Source organism: Pseudomonas asiatica (genome assembly GCF_040214835.1).
Taxonomy (GTDB): Bacteria; Pseudomonadota; Gammaproteobacteria; order Pseudomonadales; family Pseudomonadaceae; genus Aquipseudomonas; species Aquipseudomonas putida_Z.
Genome location: NZ_CP157874.1, coordinates 4,911,479 through 4,925,982, shown reverse-complemented (window position 1 = coordinate 4,925,982; position 14,504 = coordinate 4,911,479). Strand labels below are relative to the sequence as shown.

Sequence of the window (14,504 nt, the reverse complement as noted above, 5' to 3'; positions counted from 1 at the left end):
ATGCCCCGTGAAATCGCTTTCCATGGCGTGTACATGCCCACCATGACCTTGATGTTCCTGTTCGCCCTGGGCCTGGCCTGGGGCCTGGACCGGTTCATTGCCAGCCATGATGGCTACCGCTTCTTCTGGCACCCGGCGCTGCTGCGCCTGAGCCTGTTCGTCTGCCTGTTCGGCGCTTTGGCGCTGTCGCTCTACTGGTGAGAATCCTTCGATGAAAAAGTTCTTCAGCCTGATCGCCACCCTGTTGGTGCTTGCCGCTGCCGTGGTGATCGGTCGCCAGTTGTGGCTGCACTACATGACCACGCCATGGACCCGCGACGGCCGTGTGCGTGCCGACATCATCAACGTCGCTGCCGACGTGCCTGGCTATGTGGTGGACGTGCCGGTCAAGGACAACCAGCGGGTGAAGAAGGGCGACCTGCTGATCCAGATCGACCCCGAGCACTACCAACTGGCGGTCGACCAGGCCAAGGCGCTGGTCGCTTCGCGCAAGGCCACCTGGGAGATGCGCAAGGTCAACGCCAAGCGCCGTGCCGACATGGACAACCTGGTGATCTCCAAGGAAAACCGCGACGACGCCAGCAACATCGCCAACTCCGCCCAGGCGGACTACCAGCAGGCCCTTGCCGAACTGGCCGCCGCCGAACTGAACCTCAAGCGCACGCATATCGTGGCCACGGTGGACGGCTACGTGACCAACCTGAATATCCACAAGGGTGACTATGCACGTACCGGTGAAGCGGTGATGGCGGTGGTCGACGAGAACTCGTTCTGGGTATACGGGTTCTTCGAGGAGACCAAGCTGCCGCACGTGAAGGTGGGTGACCAGGCCGAGCTGCAGATGATGAGCGGCGAGCGCATCAAGGGCCATGTGGAGAGCATCGCCCGCGGCATCTACGACCGCGACAACCCACAGAGCCGCGAGTTGATCGCCGATGTGAACCCGACTTTCAACTGGGTGCGGCTGGCGCAGCGGGTGCCGGTGCGCATTCATATCGATGAAGTGCCGGACGGGTTTTTGCTGGCGGCGGGGACGACTTGTACGGTGGTGGTGAAGCCGAGCGAGGGATGATCCGGGGTGAGGTAGTGCAGCTACTGGCCTCTTCGCGGGCTTGCCCGCTCCCACAAGTGATGCGCTGCTCTTGGGGCTGGCGCAAATCCTGTGGGAGCGGTGCAGTTAGCTCGCTGCCCCTACCAACACTGGCACCTTCACTCGATCAATCACCTTCGCGCTGATCGACGGGTCCAGCATCCGCCCCAGCCGCGACAGGTGGCGGTGGCCCATGATGATCAGTTCACAATTCAGTTCCTGCGCCTTGGCCACGATCGCCTCGACCGGCTGCCCGGCCACCATGCAGCCCCGGCTGGCGAAGCCGGCTTGCTGCAACTCGCGCACCGCCTCGGCCACGGCCTGGTCGGCCTGGTGCTGCTCTTCGCAGGCGGCAGGGTATTCTTCCAGTTCTTCTGCGGTGTAAGGCGCGGGTTGGTCGTGGACGGCGAAGGTAGAGTCGATGGCCAGCAGCACATGCAGTTCGTGGTCGCCGGGGCGGCAGTAGCGGCGGGCGAGGGTGAGCAGGGCGGTGGATGCAGGGGAGGCGTCGATGGCGATCAGGACGGGGCTGGGCATGTGGAATCCTTGTTTCAGGCTGGCTAAGGGGTTGTCTGTTCTGGCCTCTTCGCGGGTAAACCCGCTCCCACAGGTGCGCCACAGTATTCAAAGCCTGTGCAGTCACTGTGGGAGCGGGTTTACCCGCGAAGAGGCCGAACCTGCCATTCCTCATTCTTGGCTCAATCCACCCTCAGGATAAATGCCCCACCACGCACGAGCGCATTGCGTCTGGTGCAATCCAGCAACCTGCTACCATCGCCATCCCCCACAGCTGTAACGGAAAACGGCCATGCAACTCCCGGACATGAACCTGCTCGTCGCCCTCGATGCCCTGCTCGACGAGGGCAGCGTGGTCGGCGCGGCGCAGCGCATGAACCTCAGCCCGGCGGCGATGAGCCGGACCCTGGGGCGTATCCGCGATGCGTTGGGTGACCCGATCCTGGTGCGCGCCGGTCGCGGCCTGGTGCCGACGCCGCGGGCGCTGGCCCTGCGCGAGCAGGTGGCGGCGTTGGTGGAGCAGGCCGGCGAGGTGTTCCGCAGTGGCGACGAGGTCGACCTGCCCAAGCTTGACCGGGCCTTCAACATCCGCACCAACGACCTGTTCATCGCCCTGTACGGTGCCCAGTTGCTGCGGCGCATGCACGAACAGGCACCGCGCACGGTGCTGCGCTTCGTGCCGGAAAGCCCCGGCGGCGATGATGACAGCGTGCTGCGCGACGGGCGTACCGACCTGATCATCAGCTCGACCGTGGACCTGGGGCCGGAGATCAAGGTGCAGAGCCTGTTCCAGACCTACTACGTGGGCCTGGCACGGCGCGACCACCCGATTTTCGAGCAGCCGATCACGGCGCACAGTTTTGCCAGTTATCCACAGATCAGCGTGTCCCGCCGTGGGCGAGCCAATGGGCCGATCGATGTGGAACTGGCCAACTTCAAGGTGCAGCGGCGGGTGGCGCTGATTACCCCGAGTTTTCACTCGGCGCTGTTCTCGCTGCCGGATTCCGACCTGATCCTGCCGATGCCGGCCAACATCCTCAACAGCGTGCACAAGCTCGGGCTGCCGCTGCGCTCGTTCGAGATTCCGGTGCCGCTGGAGCGAGTGACCGTGCTGCAGGCATGGCACCCACGGTTTCACAATGACCCGGCACATCGGTGGTTGCGGCAGACCCTGAAGGCTTGCTGCAGTGTCGACCCTTGATTCCGGGTTGGCTTCTTCGCGGGCATGCCCGCTCCCACAGGTACACCACAGCCCTCAGGCCCTGTGATTTTTCTGTGGGAGCGGGCGCGCCCGCGAAGCAGGCGACTCGGTTTCGAAGTGGATTGCGCCTGACGCAACATAAACCTACCGATAAGTCAGTTTTCGTCAGCATTCGACCTTCTTAGACTTGCTCCAGTCGCAAATTTGTTGCTGGAGATGTCTGCCCATGAGTTCCCTGTCCGCCCCGTCTGCCGCGATTGCCGCCGCCCCCGCGCCGGCCGCGCCTGCGCAGACTGCGTTCGGCCTGCAGGTAGTGGTCGGTCTGTTCGGTGTGCTGCTGGCCGTGTTGTGCGCGGGCCTCAACGAGTCGGTGACCAAGATCTCCCTGGCCGATATCCGTGGGGCCATGGGCATCGGTGCCGACGAAGGCGCCTGGCTGCTGGCGGTCTACAGCGCCGCCTCGGTCTCGGCCATGGCCTTCGCGCCATGGCTGGCCACCACGTTCTCGCTGCGGCGCTTCACGATGAGCGCCATCGGCCTGTTCGCCGTGCTCGGCCTGCTGCAACCGTTCGCCCCCAACCTGCACAGCCTGATGCTGCTGCGTGTGCTCCAGGGCTTCGCCTCTGGCGCCTTGCCGCCGATGTTGATGAGCGTGGCCCTGCGCTTCCTGCCACCGGGCATCAAGGTCTATGGCCTGGCCTGCTATGCCCTCACCGCCACCTTCGGCCCCAACCTCGGCACGCCGCTGGCAGGGCTGTGGACCGAATATGTCGGTTGGCAGTGGGCGTTCTGGCAGATCATCCTGCCCTCGCTGCTGGCCATGTTCTGCGTCGGTTGGGGCCTGCCGCAGGACCCACTGCGCCTGGAGCGCTTCAAGCAGTTCGACTGGCGCGGCGTGCTGCTCGGCCTGCCCGCCATCAGCTGCATCGTGCTGGGCCTGTCGCTGGGTGACCGCTGGGGCTGGTTCGATTCGCCGCTGATCTGCTGGCTGCTCGGCGGTGGCCTGCTGTTGCTGGTGCTGTTCATGTACAACGAATGGTCCGAGCCGCTGCCGTTCTTCCAGTTGCGCATGCTGTCACGGCGCAACCTGAGTTTCGCCCTGGTGACCCTGGCCGGTGTGCTGATCGTGCTCTCGGGTGTTGGTAGCATTCCGTCGGCCTACCTGGCGCAGATCCAGGGCTACCGCCCGGCGCAGACCAGCCCGCTGATGATGCTGGTGGCCATGCCGCAGCTGATCGCCCTGCCACTGACGGCGGCGCTGTGCAACATCCGCGCGGTGGACTGCCGTTGGGTGCTGGGCATCGGCCTGGCGATGCTGGCGGTGTCCTGTGTCGGCAGCAGCCTGCTGACCAGCGAGTGGATCCGTGGCGACTTCTACCCGTTCTACCTGCTGCAGGTGTTCGGCCAGCCAATGGCAGTGCTGCCGCTGCTGATGCTGTCCACCAACGGCATGACCCCGCAGGAAGGCCCGTTCGCCTCCAGCTGGTTCAATACCGTCAAGGGCCTGGCCGCGGTTATCGCCGGTGGCCTGCTGGACGCCCTTGGCACCCTGCGCCGGCACTTCCATTCCAACCACCTGGTGGACAGCCTGGGCAACGCCCCGCTGGTCGACGGTAACGCAGCCGGCTTGGCCAGGCGCATCCACGACCAGGCGCTGGTGCTGACCTCGGCCGACCTCTACCTGGTCATGGCCTGCATTGCCGTGGCCCTGATCTGCCTGATTCCTTTCGTGCCTACCCGGGTCTATCCGCCGCGCGCGGTGGCCTGAACCCTGGATGAATTCGAGAACCACTGAAATGACCAACAACCGCAAAACCCTGTTCATCGGCTCGGTGCTTGCCGTGGCCGTCCTGGCCGGCATCGCTGGCCCCTGGATGTTCGGCAGTGACCACCGCCAGAGCACCAATGATGCCTATGTGATCGCCGACTACACCGTGGTCGCGCCGAAGATCGCCGGCTTCATCAAGGAGGTGCTGGTGGAGGACAACCAGCAGGTCAAGGCCGGCCAGTTGCTGGCGACCATCGATGCCCGTGACTACCAGGCCGCGCTGGATGCCGCGCAGGCGCAGTTGCTGGTGGCCCAGGCGCAAAGCGCCGATGCCCGTGCCACCCTCGAGCGCCAGGCGTCGCTGATTGCCCAGGCTGAGGCCGCAGTGAAAGCGGCCCAGGCCGAAGCTGCGTTCGCCGACCATGAGGTCAACCGCTACAGCCGCCTGGCCGAGCAGGGTGCCGGCACCGTGCAGAACGCCCAGCAGGCGCGCAGCGGGGTCGACCAGGCCCGCGCACGCCTGGCCAATGCCCAGGCGGCGCTGGTAGCGGCGCGCAAGCAGGTGGATATCCTTACCGCTCAGGTAGCCAGTGCCGACGGCCAACTGAAGCGGGCCGAGGCAGGGCTGGAAAAGGCCCAGCTCGATCTGTCCTACACCCGCATCACCGCGCCGGTGGACGGCATGGTCGGCGAGCGCGCCTTGCGTGTCGGTGCCTACGTCAACCCGGGAGCCCGCCTGCTGTCGGTGGTGCCGTTGCAGCAGGCCTACGTGGTCGGCAACTTCCAGGAAACCCAGCTGACCCACGTACAGCCTGGCCAGGCCGTGAGCATCAGCGTCGACACCTTTGCCGGTGAGAAGCTGCAAGGCCATGTGGAAAGCATCGCCCCGGCCACCGGCGTGACCTTCGCCGCGGTCAAGCCGGACAACGCTACCGGCAACTTCACCAAGGTGGTGCAGCGCATCCCGGTGAAGATCGTTTTCGATGACGGCCAGCCGCTGCTTGCCCGCCTGCGCGTGGGCATGTCGGTGGAAGCGACCATCGACACCCGTGGCGACAAGCTGGACGGCAAAGAGGTAAGCGCACGATGAAACCGGCATTACGCTTGAGCCCGTTGCTGCTGGCCGTATTGATGGCTGGCTGCACCCTGGGGCCGGACTTCCAGCGCCCTGACAGCCAGGCACCGCAACAGTGGGCGCCGCTGCAAGGTGAGGCGGCGGCCAGCCAGCCGCAGGCCGAACCGCTGGAACTGCGCTGGTGGGAGAGCTTCCACGATGCCCGCCTGAGTGCCTTGATCCAGCGTGTTGCCGAGCGCAACCTCGACCTGCAGATGGCCAGTGCCCGCCTGCTGCAAAGCCGCGCCCTGCGCAGCACCGTGGCTGCCGACGAAGTACCGTCGGTGGACGTGAACGCTGGCTACAGCCGCTCGCGCAACAGTGCCGAAGGCCTGAGTGACCCGTCCGGCAAGGCGGGCAAGGAAGCCTTCAACCTCTGGCAGGGCGACCTGGTGGCCGGTTGGGAGCTGGACCTGTGGGGCCGTGTGCGGCGCCAGGTCGAGGCTGCCGATGCCACGGTCGAAGTGGCCGAGAACGACCGCCGCGGCGTGCTGCTGGCATTGCTTTCGGAAACCGCCGGCAACTACATCCAGCTGCGCGCCGTGCAGCACACCATCGATGTGACCCGCGACAACCTCAAGGTCGCCCAGCACAGTCTGAAGTTGTCCGAAAACCGCCAGGCCGAAGGTGTCGCCACGCGCCTGGATGTGGCCCAGGCCAGTGCACAGGTCGCCTCGATCGAGTCGCGCCTGCCAAGCCTGGAAGCGCGGCGCGATGACCTGATCAACGCTCTCAGCCTGCTCGCCGCCGAACCGCCGCGCAGCCTGCAGGCCGAGTTGCTGCAGGGCGGCGAACTGCCTGCGCCGCAGCAGAAGTTCGCCATTGGCCTGCCGTCCGAACTGGCCGAGCGCCGCCCGGACATTCGCCAGGCCGAGGCCCGCCTGCATGCCGCCACTGCCAGCATTGGCGTGGCCAAGGCCGACTTCTACCCCAGCATCCGGCTGTCGGGCAGTGTCGGGTTCCAGGCCATGCAGCTGTCCGATTTCGGCGCCTGGGATTCACGCCGGTTCGCCTTCGGGCCGCAGCTGTCGCTGCCGATCTTCGAGGGTGGCCGGCTCAAGGGCACCCTGGAACTGCGCGAGGCGCAGCAGCAGGAAGCGGCGCTGAACTACCGCAAGGTGGTGCTGGGTGCCTGGCATGAAATCGACGATGTGCTACGCCTGTACAACGCCAGCCAGCTGCGCCGCGACCACCTGGCCGAGGCGGTGCGGCAGAACCGCATCGCCCTGGAAACTGCCCAGCGCCAGTATGTGGAAGGGGCGGTGGACTTTCTCAATGTGCTGACTGTGCAGGGTGCCTTGCTGGCCAGCGAGGAGCAGTGGATCGACAGTTCGGCGGCGGTGTCGCAGGCGTTGGTGGGGCTGTACAAGGCCCTGGGTGGTGGCTGGCAGGCGTTTGATGAGCAGCCTGTGAAGAAAGTGTGATTTTTTTGGGGCCGCTTTGCGGCCCATCGCGACACAAGGCCGCTCCTACAGGAGATCGCGTCCGCATGTAGGAGCGGCCTTGTGTCGCGATGGGCTGCAAAGCAGCCCCGGCAATTGTCCTGATTACCGAGGAGGCACAGATGCACATTTCCCTGAACGGCAAGCGCGCCATCGTCAGCGGCTCCACCGCGGGCATCGGCCTGTCCATCGCCATTGGCCTGGCCGAGGCGGGGGCCGAAGTGGTCCTCAACGGTCGCACCCAGGCTCGGGTCGACGAAGCCCTCAAAGTTGTGCGCGAACGCCTGCCGCAGGCGCGCATCATCGGCATCGCTGCCGACCTGGGCACCCAGGCCGGTGCGCAGAAGTTGTTCAACCAGGTGCCGCACACCGACATCCTGGTCAACAACCTGGGCATCTTCGAGCCCAAGCCGTTCTTCGAGATCGCGGATGAGGACTGGCAGCGTTTCTTCGACGTCAATGTGCTCAGCGCCGTTCGCCTGTCGCGCCACTATGCCCAAGGCATGGCCGAGCGCAAATGGGGGCGGGTGGTGTTTCTGTCCAGTGAGTCGGCGCTGCAGATCCCGACCGAGATGATTCATTACGGCATGACCAAGACTGCGTTGCTGGCGGTGTCGCGCGGGCTGGCCGAGACCCTGGCCGGCACCGGGGTGACGGTGAATTCGGTGCTGCCTGGGCCTACGCGTTCGGAAGGTGTGGGCGACTTCTTTGCCAAGCTGGCCGAGGAGCAGGGGGTATCGACTGAAGAGCTGGAAGCCAACTTCCTGGCTGAGCACCGGCCGACCTCGCTGATCAAGCGGCTGGCGACGGTGGAGGAGGTGGCGAACATGGTGGTGTACCTGGCATCGATGCAGGCCAGTGCCACTACTGGGGCTGCCTTGCGAGTGGATGGCGGGGTGCTGCGTTCCATTGCCTGATTCGTTACTGCCTGTACCGGCCTCTTCGCGGGTAAACCCGCTCCCACAGGGATCGCACAGGACTCAAATTCTGTGGGGTACCTGTGGGAGCGGGTTTACCCGCGAAGAGGCCAGCACAGACAACCAATCAATCAGAGCGGGCGCAGCAGGCCAAACCGCTTGCGCAACGCCCAATCCAGCACCCGCCGCGGCAGTAACCGGGCCATCAACGGCAACGCCGTACTGCCGTTCCCCAACCGCACCACCGCTGGCACCGGCGACTTCCCGACCGCTGCCAACACGCCCTGGGCAAACACCGCCGCCGAGGTCGGCTTGTCCTGCGAAGCTCGCGCCCGTGCCTGCACATGCTCGCGCAACGGCCACCACGCCGAATCCGTCGCCAGCACCTGCTCGGCCTGGCGCTGGGCATTGCTGGCGAACTGCGAGGCAATCGCTCCTGGCTGCACTTCCATCACCTGCACACCAAACGGCGCCAGTTCCAGGCGCAAGGCATCGCTCAGGGCATGCACGGCTGCTTTCGAGGCGCAGTAGGCGCCGGCGAACGGCGTGACCAGCACGCCTGATACGCTGCCGATGTTCACCACCAGGCCCCGTGAGCGGCGTAGCTGTGGGAACAATGCGCGGGTAACGCCGACCACGGCGAATACGTTGGTTTCGAACTGCTGGCGCAGGGCATCCACACCGCCATCGAGCAGCGGGCCCATGGCGCCGTAGCCGGCGTTGTTGATCAGGATATCGAGGTTTACCAGTTCCTCGGCCAGGCGGGCCAGCGCCTCGCTGTCGTTCACATCAAGTTGCCGGGCGGTGAAGCCGGCGGCGTTCAGTTGCTCGACATCCTCAGGTTTGCGGGCGGTGGCCCAGACGTGGTGGCCGGCATCGCGGAAGGCGTCGGCCAGGGCGCGGCCGATGCCGCTGGAACAACCGGTGATCAGGACGGTGGGCATGGTTGGGGCCTGTTGTCAGGGAGGATTGGTTTTTCCTGTGCCGGCCTCTTCGCGGGTAAACCCGCTCCCACAGGTACCTCACAGAATTTGAGACCTGTGTAGTCCCTGTGGGAGCGGGTTTACCCGCGAAGAGGCCGGCACAGGCGATACATTAGTTGGCAAACGTACCTTGCAGATGCTCTGCCCGAAACTCCAGGGTCTGCGGCCTGTACCCGGAACGCAGTGGCGGCAGTGGCAGGCAGTCTTTCCACTCGACCCCTGGCTGCAGTTCACCCGGCCCACGGTAGCGCGGGGCGTTGTAGGTGTTCTCCGCCAGGTTCACGGTATCGCCCGGAGCGTAAGCAGCCACTCGCCAGCGCAGCTCGGTCAGCGGCACGTCGTTGCCGTTCTTCATGCGCACCTGCAGGGCGCGGTCGGCGGGGCAGTGTTCGGGGGCGTAGGTCAGGCGCAGGTCCAGGCGGGCCAGTTGCGAGGTTTCGCGGGTGTCCTGCCACACGACGAACAGGGCCACCAGGCCCAGGCCACAAACGGCAGCCAGCGAGATCGGCAGGGCCTTGGCCGGGTAGCGCAACAGCAGCACCAGCCAGGTGAGGATGAGGAAGGCACCGATGATCATGGGGCGGGCAGACCTTGGTTGCGCGGGGTCTGACCATCGTAGCCCGAAATGGGGAGTGGCTCAAAAAGCGGGGCCGCAAAGCGGCCCCAGGGGTTGCATTACTGCGCGATGGTCTTCACCGAAACACCACGCTCGATCGGTGTAGAGGTACGCCCATACACATCCTCGAAGCGCTCGATGTCATCCTCGCCCAGGTAGCTGCCGGACTGCACTTCGATGATCTCCAGCGGGATCTTGCCCGGGTTGCGCAGGCGGTGCACCGAGGCGATCGGGATGTAGGTGGACTGGTTCTCGGTCAGCAGGAACACGTTCTCGTCACAGGTCACCTCGGCGGTGCCGGACACCACGATCCAGTGCTCGGCACGGTGGTGGTGCATCTGCAGCGACAGGCTGGCGCCCGGCTTGACGGTGATGTGCTTGACCTGGAAGCGGCCACCCATGTCCACCGAGTCGTACGAGCCCCACGGGCGATACACTTCCAGGTGGTTCTGGGTTTCGCTGCGGCCCTGCTCGTCGAGGGTCTTGACCATCTGCTTGACGCCCTGGACCTTGTCCTTGTGGGCAATCATCATGGCGTCCTTGGTCTCGACCACCACGATGTTCTCCAGGCCGATCACCGACACCAGCTTGCCGTTGCCGTGGATCATGCAGTTGTGGCTGTCCTGCACCACCACGTCGCCCTTGGTGACGTTGCCGTTGTCGTCCTTCTCGTGCACTTCCCACAGCGACGACCAGCAGCCCACGTCGCTCCAGCCGGCCGACATCGGCACCACGCAGGCGCGCTGGGTCTTTTCCATCACCGCGTAGTCAATGGAGTTGTCCGGGCAGCAGGCGAAGGTGGCTTCGTCGATGCTCAGCACATCACCGTCTTCCTGGCTGCGCTCCAGGGCCAGCACGCAGGTGTCGTAGATGTCGCCGTCGTGCTTTTTCAGTTCTTCGAGGAAGCGGCTGGCACGGAACAGGAACATGCCGCTGTTCCAGAAGTAACCGCCGGCCTGGACGAACTCGGCGGCGCGTTTTTCGTCGGGCTTCTCGACGAACTGCGCCACGCGCGCCACGCCTTCAGGCAGCAGGGCGTCCTGGCTGGAGCGGATATAGCCGTAGCCGGTTTCCGGCTTGGTCGCCGGCACGCCGAACAGCACCATCTCGCCACGCTCGGCAGCCACGGTGGCCAGGGCCAGGGCGCGTTGCAGGGCCTTCTGGTCCTCGATCACGTGGTCGGCGGGCAGCACCAGCATCAGCTCGTCGCGGCCTTCGTTGACCAGTTTCATGGCAGCCATGGCCACGGCCGGCGCGGTGTTGCGGCCGAACGGTTCCATCAGGATGCCTTGGGTTTCCAGCTTCAGCGCGGCCAGTTGCTCCTGGACGATGAACTTGTGGTCCTTGTTGCAGACCACGATCGGTGTGTCCATGCCTTCGAACACCAGGCGCTCGAGGGTTTGCTGGAACAGGGTGTGTTCACTGGTCAGGGCCAGGAACTGCTTGGGGAACTGCTTGCGCGACAGAGGCCACAGACGGGAACCGCTACCACCAGAAAGAATTACCGGGATCATCATGTTTCTCCAATAGTCGTTGAGAGGCAGGGGAATCAGTTGCTAGCCACGGGGCGAGTTACCCACACCGGCGACAAGGCGTTGCCGGAACCCGTTACGTACAGCACTGCGGCTTCGCCGCGCTCCAGGGCGACGGGTTTGACGTCACCCACTTTCTTGTCTCCTTGGTACAGCGCCAGGTTGACCTTGACCGGGTTGATTTCGCGTTCGCCACGGCCGTTGGCGGCCACCGGCTTGACCACTTCGGTCTTGCCGTCGGCGGTCTTCAGGGTCAGTTGCTGGTCACTCAGGTTCTGCACGCGAACCAGGGCTTTCTGCTTGTTCTTGAACGGCGGCTCTTCGATCAGCTGCGGGTTGCCGCTGGCGCTGTTGACCAGGGTGTAGTACTTGTCCGCAGCCAGCTTGACCGGCACGCTCTTGCCGCCGACCTGGGCGGTGTAGTCACCCCCTGGCAGGAAGCTGAAGTCGCTGCTGGCCTGGGCGCCAACCTGCTTGATCTGGGTGTTGCCGACCGAGGCTGCAGCCGGTGCGCCGGAGGCGTTGTACAGGCGTACGAAGGTCGAGCCTTTCGGTGCGCTCGGGCCATACAGCGCGGCGTCGGCACCGGCGAAGGCCTGCATGGAGGCCAGGGACAGGCCGGCTGCGAGGGTGAGGGCTTTGGCAATGGAAGTCTTGGTAGTCATATGTATGTTCCTCTGATTAGTGGTTAGTCCGGGTGGACGACAAAGCCAGGTTTTCTTCGGATTTACGGGTGTTCTTCAGCTGGGCGATCCACTGTGGATCGAAGCTGCTGAGGTCGTTCTTCATTGGCAGATAACGTTCTGGGAATTCCCACACCACCACCTGGGGTGCGGCGTTCTTGAAGGCATCGCTTTGCAGGTACTTGAGCATCGGCAGTAGCGGGCCATGGCCGTCTTCGGCGTAGTTGGCCACGTCGCTGCGCAGGGCCTGCTGCAGCGCACCGAGGAAGTTCCAGTGCGGGTTGGCGCTGTAGCTGGTACCCACCAGCGCAACCGGGATCTGCGTGTCGGCGAACAGTGCGTCACCGGCTTCACCTTCGGCCTCGACCGGGCGAGTGGTGCGTTGCTGCAGGTTGTCCGGGGCCGGCAGCAGGTTGCTGAACAGCGGGTCCAGTGGCAGGAAGTTGGTCAGGTCGCCCTTGTATGGCGCGGTGCTGCCGGCTTCGGTGATGAACGCCTGCGGGTCGCCGTTGAGCAGGCTCTGGCGGTTTACCGCTTCGGCCAGTGCCTGCGCCGCCACTTCGGCGCCCATCGGCGTCCAGTGGGTGTCGGTGCGCAGGAACACCTGGCCGCGGGCCTTGGCCTGCTCCATGGGTGCCATCAGGTCCGGGGCGAACACGTTGGCCTGGCGTGCCTGGGCATGGAACTGGTTGTACAGGTCGTCATGCAGGCTGGTCGGCAGTTCCTTGCCCAGGTACTCGGCATACACCCGCGCCTTGGCCGGCACGATCGCCAGCACCAGCTGGCTGCCGTGCTGCTGCAGGGTGTCGCGCACGCCACGGATCAGCGCCAGGTTTTCCTGCATCAGCTGCTCGGCACCGGCGGTGGGCTTGAACTCTTCGTCACTGAACAGCCACTGGTCGCGGCCCAGCACCACGCCGGGGCGGCCTTCGTTGAACAGCTTGAAGTCCATTGCCGCCCATAGGTTGGTACCCAGGCGCTTGATCGGGAACTGCTCGTCGTAGTGGGTCTCGGCGGCCTTGGCCAGCTTGCCGTTGAGCAGGGTCATCTGCTCGGTACGCTGGAAGCTTTGCAGGCCGCCGGTGGACCAGACGCCCATGCCCACCAGCAGGCCGAGGAACGACAGCGAATAGGTAATGCGTAATGTCCGGGTCATGTCATCAACCTCAGAACTGGAAGTAAAGGAACGGCGAGTAGCTCTGCGCCGAAAGCTTGAGGATCGAGGCCACGAACAGCAGCAGCACCAGGGCGCGGGTCATCACCCGGGTCCAGTCCAGGCCGATCGAACCGTCGCTGTTGACCTCCACCGGGGTGGCCTTGGGCGTTGGCCTGGCGTTGCGGTAGAAGTCGCGCAGGCCGAAGAACGCCAGGGTGATGTAGGCGACCACCAGGGTGGCTACCTGCAGGCCGGTGAGCTGGGCACGGTTGAGTTCCGACAGCTGCCAGTCGCCGAAGCTGAACATGGCGCCGTACATGCGACCGGCCACCTCCAGGTTCTCGGCACGGAAGATCACCCAGCCGACCACCACCAGCAGGAAGGTGAATGCCCACTTCACCGGGTTGAAACGCTGCGGGTTGGTGTCGATGCCCAGCGCGCGCTCGATGGCCAGCCACATGCCGTGCCAGGCACCCCAGATGATGTAGGTGAAGTTGGCGCCATGCCACAGGCCGCCCAGCAGCATGGTCAGGAACAGGTTGCGGTAGGTGTTGAAGGTGCCTTTGCGGTTACCGCCCAGGGTGATGTACAGGTAGTCGCGCAGCCAGGTCGACAGGCTGATGTGCCAGCGCCGCCAGAACTCGGTGATCGACTGGCTGATGTACGGCTGCTTGAAGTTCTCCATGAAGCGGAAGCCCATCATCAGGCCCAGGCCGATGGCCATGTCGCTGTAGCCGCTGAAGTCGAAGTACAGCTGCGCGGTGTAGGCCAGGGCGCCGAGCCAGGCATCGCCGGTGGTCGGGTTCTGCAGGGCGAAGCAGTGGTCGGCCACTACCGCCAGGGTATCGGCGATGAACACTTTCTTGATGAAGCCCTGCATGAAGCGGGTGCAGCCTTCGGAGAACTTGTCCAGGGTGTGGGTGCGGTTGTTGAACTGGTCGACCAGGTCCTTGAAGCGCAGCACGGGGCCGGCGATCAGGTGCGGGAAGATCGCCACGAACGCCGCGAAGTCGATCAGGTTGCGGGTGGCCGGGGTGTCGCCGCGGTACACGTCGATGATGTAGCTGATCGACTCGAAGATGTAGAACGAGATACCGATCGGCAGCAGCACGTGGGTGAGGATGAACGGCTCCAGGCCGAACGAGGAGATGATCGCGTTGAGGCTGTCGACGCCGAAGTTGGCGTACTTGAAGTAGCCGAGGATCGCCAGGTCGACACCGACGCCGAGCAGCAGCCAGCGCTGCGCGGGCTTGGTGCGCACACCGGCGGCGCCGACTTTCAGGCCGATCCAGTAGTTCCACAGGGTGACCCCGGCGAACAGGGCCAGGAAGTCCACCCGCCACCAGGCGTAGAAGATGTAGCTGGCGACCAGCAGCAGCAGGTTGCGATAACGTTGCCCGCTCAAGTAGTACAGGCCGAGGAAGATCGGCAAGAACAGGAACAGGAACACGTTGGACGAGAAGACCATCCCGGTTCTCCTTTTTGT

General features: G+C 64.8%; 14 protein-coding genes. 7 read left to right on the top strand and 7 right to left on the bottom strand.

What is annotated here, in order from left to right:
• Positions 1-201, top strand: a complete 201-nt coding sequence (locus ABNP31_RS21970) for a DUF1656 domain-containing protein (RefSeq protein ID WP_008097766.1) — start codon at positions 1-3, stop codon at positions 199-201.
• Positions 202-211: 10 nt separating this feature from the next.
• Positions 212-1,072, top strand: a complete 861-nt coding sequence (locus tag ABNP31_RS21965; protein WP_025340596.1) for an efflux RND transporter periplasmic adaptor subunit — start codon at positions 212-214, stop codon at positions 1,070-1,072.
• Positions 1,073-1,177: 105 nt separating this feature from the next.
• On the opposite strand, the gene ABNP31_RS21960 is transcribed toward ABNP31_RS21965, so the two are convergent.
• On the bottom strand, positions 1,178-1,627 hold the full coding sequence (locus ABNP31_RS21960; RefSeq protein WP_085664424.1) for a universal stress protein: 450 nt from the start codon (positions 1,625-1,627) through the stop codon (positions 1,178-1,180).
• Positions 1,628-1,898: 271 nt separating this feature from the next.
• On the opposite strand from ABNP31_RS21960, the gene ABNP31_RS21955 reads away from it, so the two are divergent.
• The 5 genes from ABNP31_RS21955 to ABNP31_RS21935 all read left to right on the top strand — a co-directional run bounded on the left by ABNP31_RS21955 (position 1,899) and on the right by ABNP31_RS21935 (position 8,048).
• Positions 1,899-2,807: a LysR family transcriptional regulator gene (locus ABNP31_RS21955; RefSeq protein ID WP_015271755.1), complete on the top strand. Its 909-nt coding sequence runs from the start codon at positions 1,899-1,901 to the stop codon at positions 2,805-2,807.
• A gap of 226 nt (positions 2,808-3,033) precedes the next feature.
• Positions 3,034-4,575 (top strand): MFS transporter, encoded by a 1,542-nt coding sequence (locus tag ABNP31_RS21950; protein WP_085664423.1) that lies wholly within the window; start codon positions 3,034-3,036, stop codon positions 4,573-4,575.
• Between the two features lie 28 nt (positions 4,576-4,603).
• Entirely contained in the window at positions 4,604-5,665 is a 1,062-nt protein-coding gene (locus tag ABNP31_RS21945) for an HlyD family secretion protein (RefSeq protein WP_075046296.1), read from the top strand.
• A complete protein-coding gene (locus tag ABNP31_RS21940; RefSeq protein WP_085664422.1) occupies positions 5,662-7,113 on the top strand; it encodes an efflux transporter outer membrane subunit in 1,452 nt (483 codons plus the stop codon). The genes ABNP31_RS21945 and ABNP31_RS21940 overlap by 4 nt, the downstream gene beginning before the upstream one ends.
• 140 nt (positions 7,114-7,253) lie before the next feature.
• Positions 7,254-8,048, top strand: a complete 795-nt coding sequence (locus ABNP31_RS21935) for an SDR family NAD(P)-dependent oxidoreductase (protein ID WP_350012753.1) — start codon at positions 7,254-7,256, stop codon at positions 8,046-8,048.
• Between the two features lie 131 nt (positions 8,049-8,179).
• Here ABNP31_RS21935 and ABNP31_RS21930 read toward each other — a convergent pair whose 3' ends face one another.
• The 6 genes from ABNP31_RS21930 to ABNP31_RS21905 all read right to left on the bottom strand — a co-directional run bounded on the left by ABNP31_RS21930 (position 8,180) and on the right by ABNP31_RS21905 (position 14,486).
• On the bottom strand, positions 8,180-8,992 hold the full coding sequence (locus ABNP31_RS21930) for an SDR family oxidoreductase (protein WP_061552458.1): 813 nt from the start codon (positions 8,990-8,992) through the stop codon (positions 8,180-8,182).
• A gap of 151 nt (positions 8,993-9,143) precedes the next feature.
• Complete coding sequence (locus tag ABNP31_RS21925; protein ID WP_085664421.1) at positions 9,144-9,608, bottom strand: multidrug transporter; 465 nt, start codon at positions 9,606-9,608, stop codon at positions 9,144-9,146.
• A gap of 98 nt (positions 9,609-9,706) precedes the next feature.
• Positions 9,707-11,161 carry a mannose-1-phosphate guanylyltransferase/mannose-6-phosphate isomerase gene (locus ABNP31_RS21920; protein WP_025340588.1) on the bottom strand — a complete coding sequence of 485 codons (1,455 nt, stop codon included), beginning with the start codon at positions 11,159-11,161 and terminating at the stop codon, positions 9,707-9,709.
• Between the two features lie 35 nt (positions 11,162-11,196).
• Positions 11,197-11,844, bottom strand: a complete 648-nt coding sequence (locus ABNP31_RS21915) for an alginate O-acetyltransferase AlgF (protein WP_075046290.1) — start codon at positions 11,842-11,844, stop codon at positions 11,197-11,199.
• A 16-nt stretch (positions 11,845-11,860) separates the two neighbouring features.
• Complete coding sequence (locus ABNP31_RS21910; protein ID WP_025340586.1) at positions 11,861-13,018, bottom strand: alginate O-acetyltransferase; 1,158 nt, start codon at positions 13,016-13,018, stop codon at positions 11,861-11,863.
• 10 nt (positions 13,019-13,028) lie between these two features.
• Positions 13,029-14,486, bottom strand: coding sequence for an MBOAT family O-acyltransferase (locus tag ABNP31_RS21905; RefSeq protein WP_013974157.1), 1,458 nt, complete (start codon positions 14,484-14,486; stop codon positions 13,029-13,031).
• Positions 14,487-14,504: the final 18 nt, after the last annotated feature.

What these genes read in the sequence shown, in the direction of transcription:
- ABNP31_RS21955 (WP_015271755.1), top strand. Translation starts at nt 1,899, where the DNA reads ATGCAACTCCCGGACATGAACCTGCTCGTCGCCCTCGATGCCCTGCTC.
- ABNP31_RS21940 (WP_085664422.1), top strand. Translation starts at nt 5,662, where the DNA reads ATGAAACCGGCATTACGCTTGAGCCCGTTGCTGCTGGCCGTATTGATG.
- ABNP31_RS21915 (WP_075046290.1), bottom strand. Translation starts at nt 11,844, where the DNA reads ATGACTACCAAGACTTCCATTGCCAAAGCCCTCACCCTCGCAGCCGGC.
- ABNP31_RS21945 (WP_075046296.1), top strand. Translation starts at nt 4,604, where the DNA reads ATGACCAACAACCGCAAAACCCTGTTCATCGGCTCGGTGCTTGCCGTG.
- ABNP31_RS21905 (WP_013974157.1), bottom strand. Translation starts at nt 14,486, where the DNA reads ATGGTCTTCTCGTCCAACGTGTTCCTGTTCCTGTTCTTGCCGATCTTC.
- ABNP31_RS21960 (WP_085664424.1), bottom strand. Translation starts at nt 1,627, where the DNA reads ATGCCCAGCCCCGTCCTGATCGCCATCGACGCCTCCCCTGCATCCACC.
- ABNP31_RS21910 (WP_025340586.1), bottom strand. Translation starts at nt 13,018, where the DNA reads ATGACCCGGACATTACGCATTACCTATTCGCTGTCGTTCCTCGGCCTG.
- ABNP31_RS21930 (WP_061552458.1), bottom strand. Translation starts at nt 8,992, where the DNA reads ATGCCCACCGTCCTGATCACCGGTTGTTCCAGCGGCATCGGCCGCGCC.
- ABNP31_RS21935 (WP_350012753.1), top strand. Translation starts at nt 7,254, where the DNA reads ATGCACATTTCCCTGAACGGCAAGCGCGCCATCGTCAGCGGCTCCACC.
- ABNP31_RS21925 (WP_085664421.1), bottom strand. Translation starts at nt 9,608, where the DNA reads ATGATCATCGGTGCCTTCCTCATCCTCACCTGGCTGGTGCTGCTGTTG.
- ABNP31_RS21950 (WP_085664423.1), top strand. Translation starts at nt 3,034, where the DNA reads ATGAGTTCCCTGTCCGCCCCGTCTGCCGCGATTGCCGCCGCCCCCGCG.
- ABNP31_RS21920 (WP_025340588.1), bottom strand. Translation starts at nt 11,161, where the DNA reads ATGATCCCGGTAATTCTTTCTGGTGGTAGCGGTTCCCGTCTGTGGCCT.
- ABNP31_RS21965 (WP_025340596.1), top strand. Translation starts at nt 212, where the DNA reads ATGAAAAAGTTCTTCAGCCTGATCGCCACCCTGTTGGTGCTTGCCGCT.
- ABNP31_RS21970 (WP_008097766.1), top strand. Translation starts at nt 1, where the DNA reads ATGCCCCGTGAAATCGCTTTCCATGGCGTGTACATGCCCACCATGACC.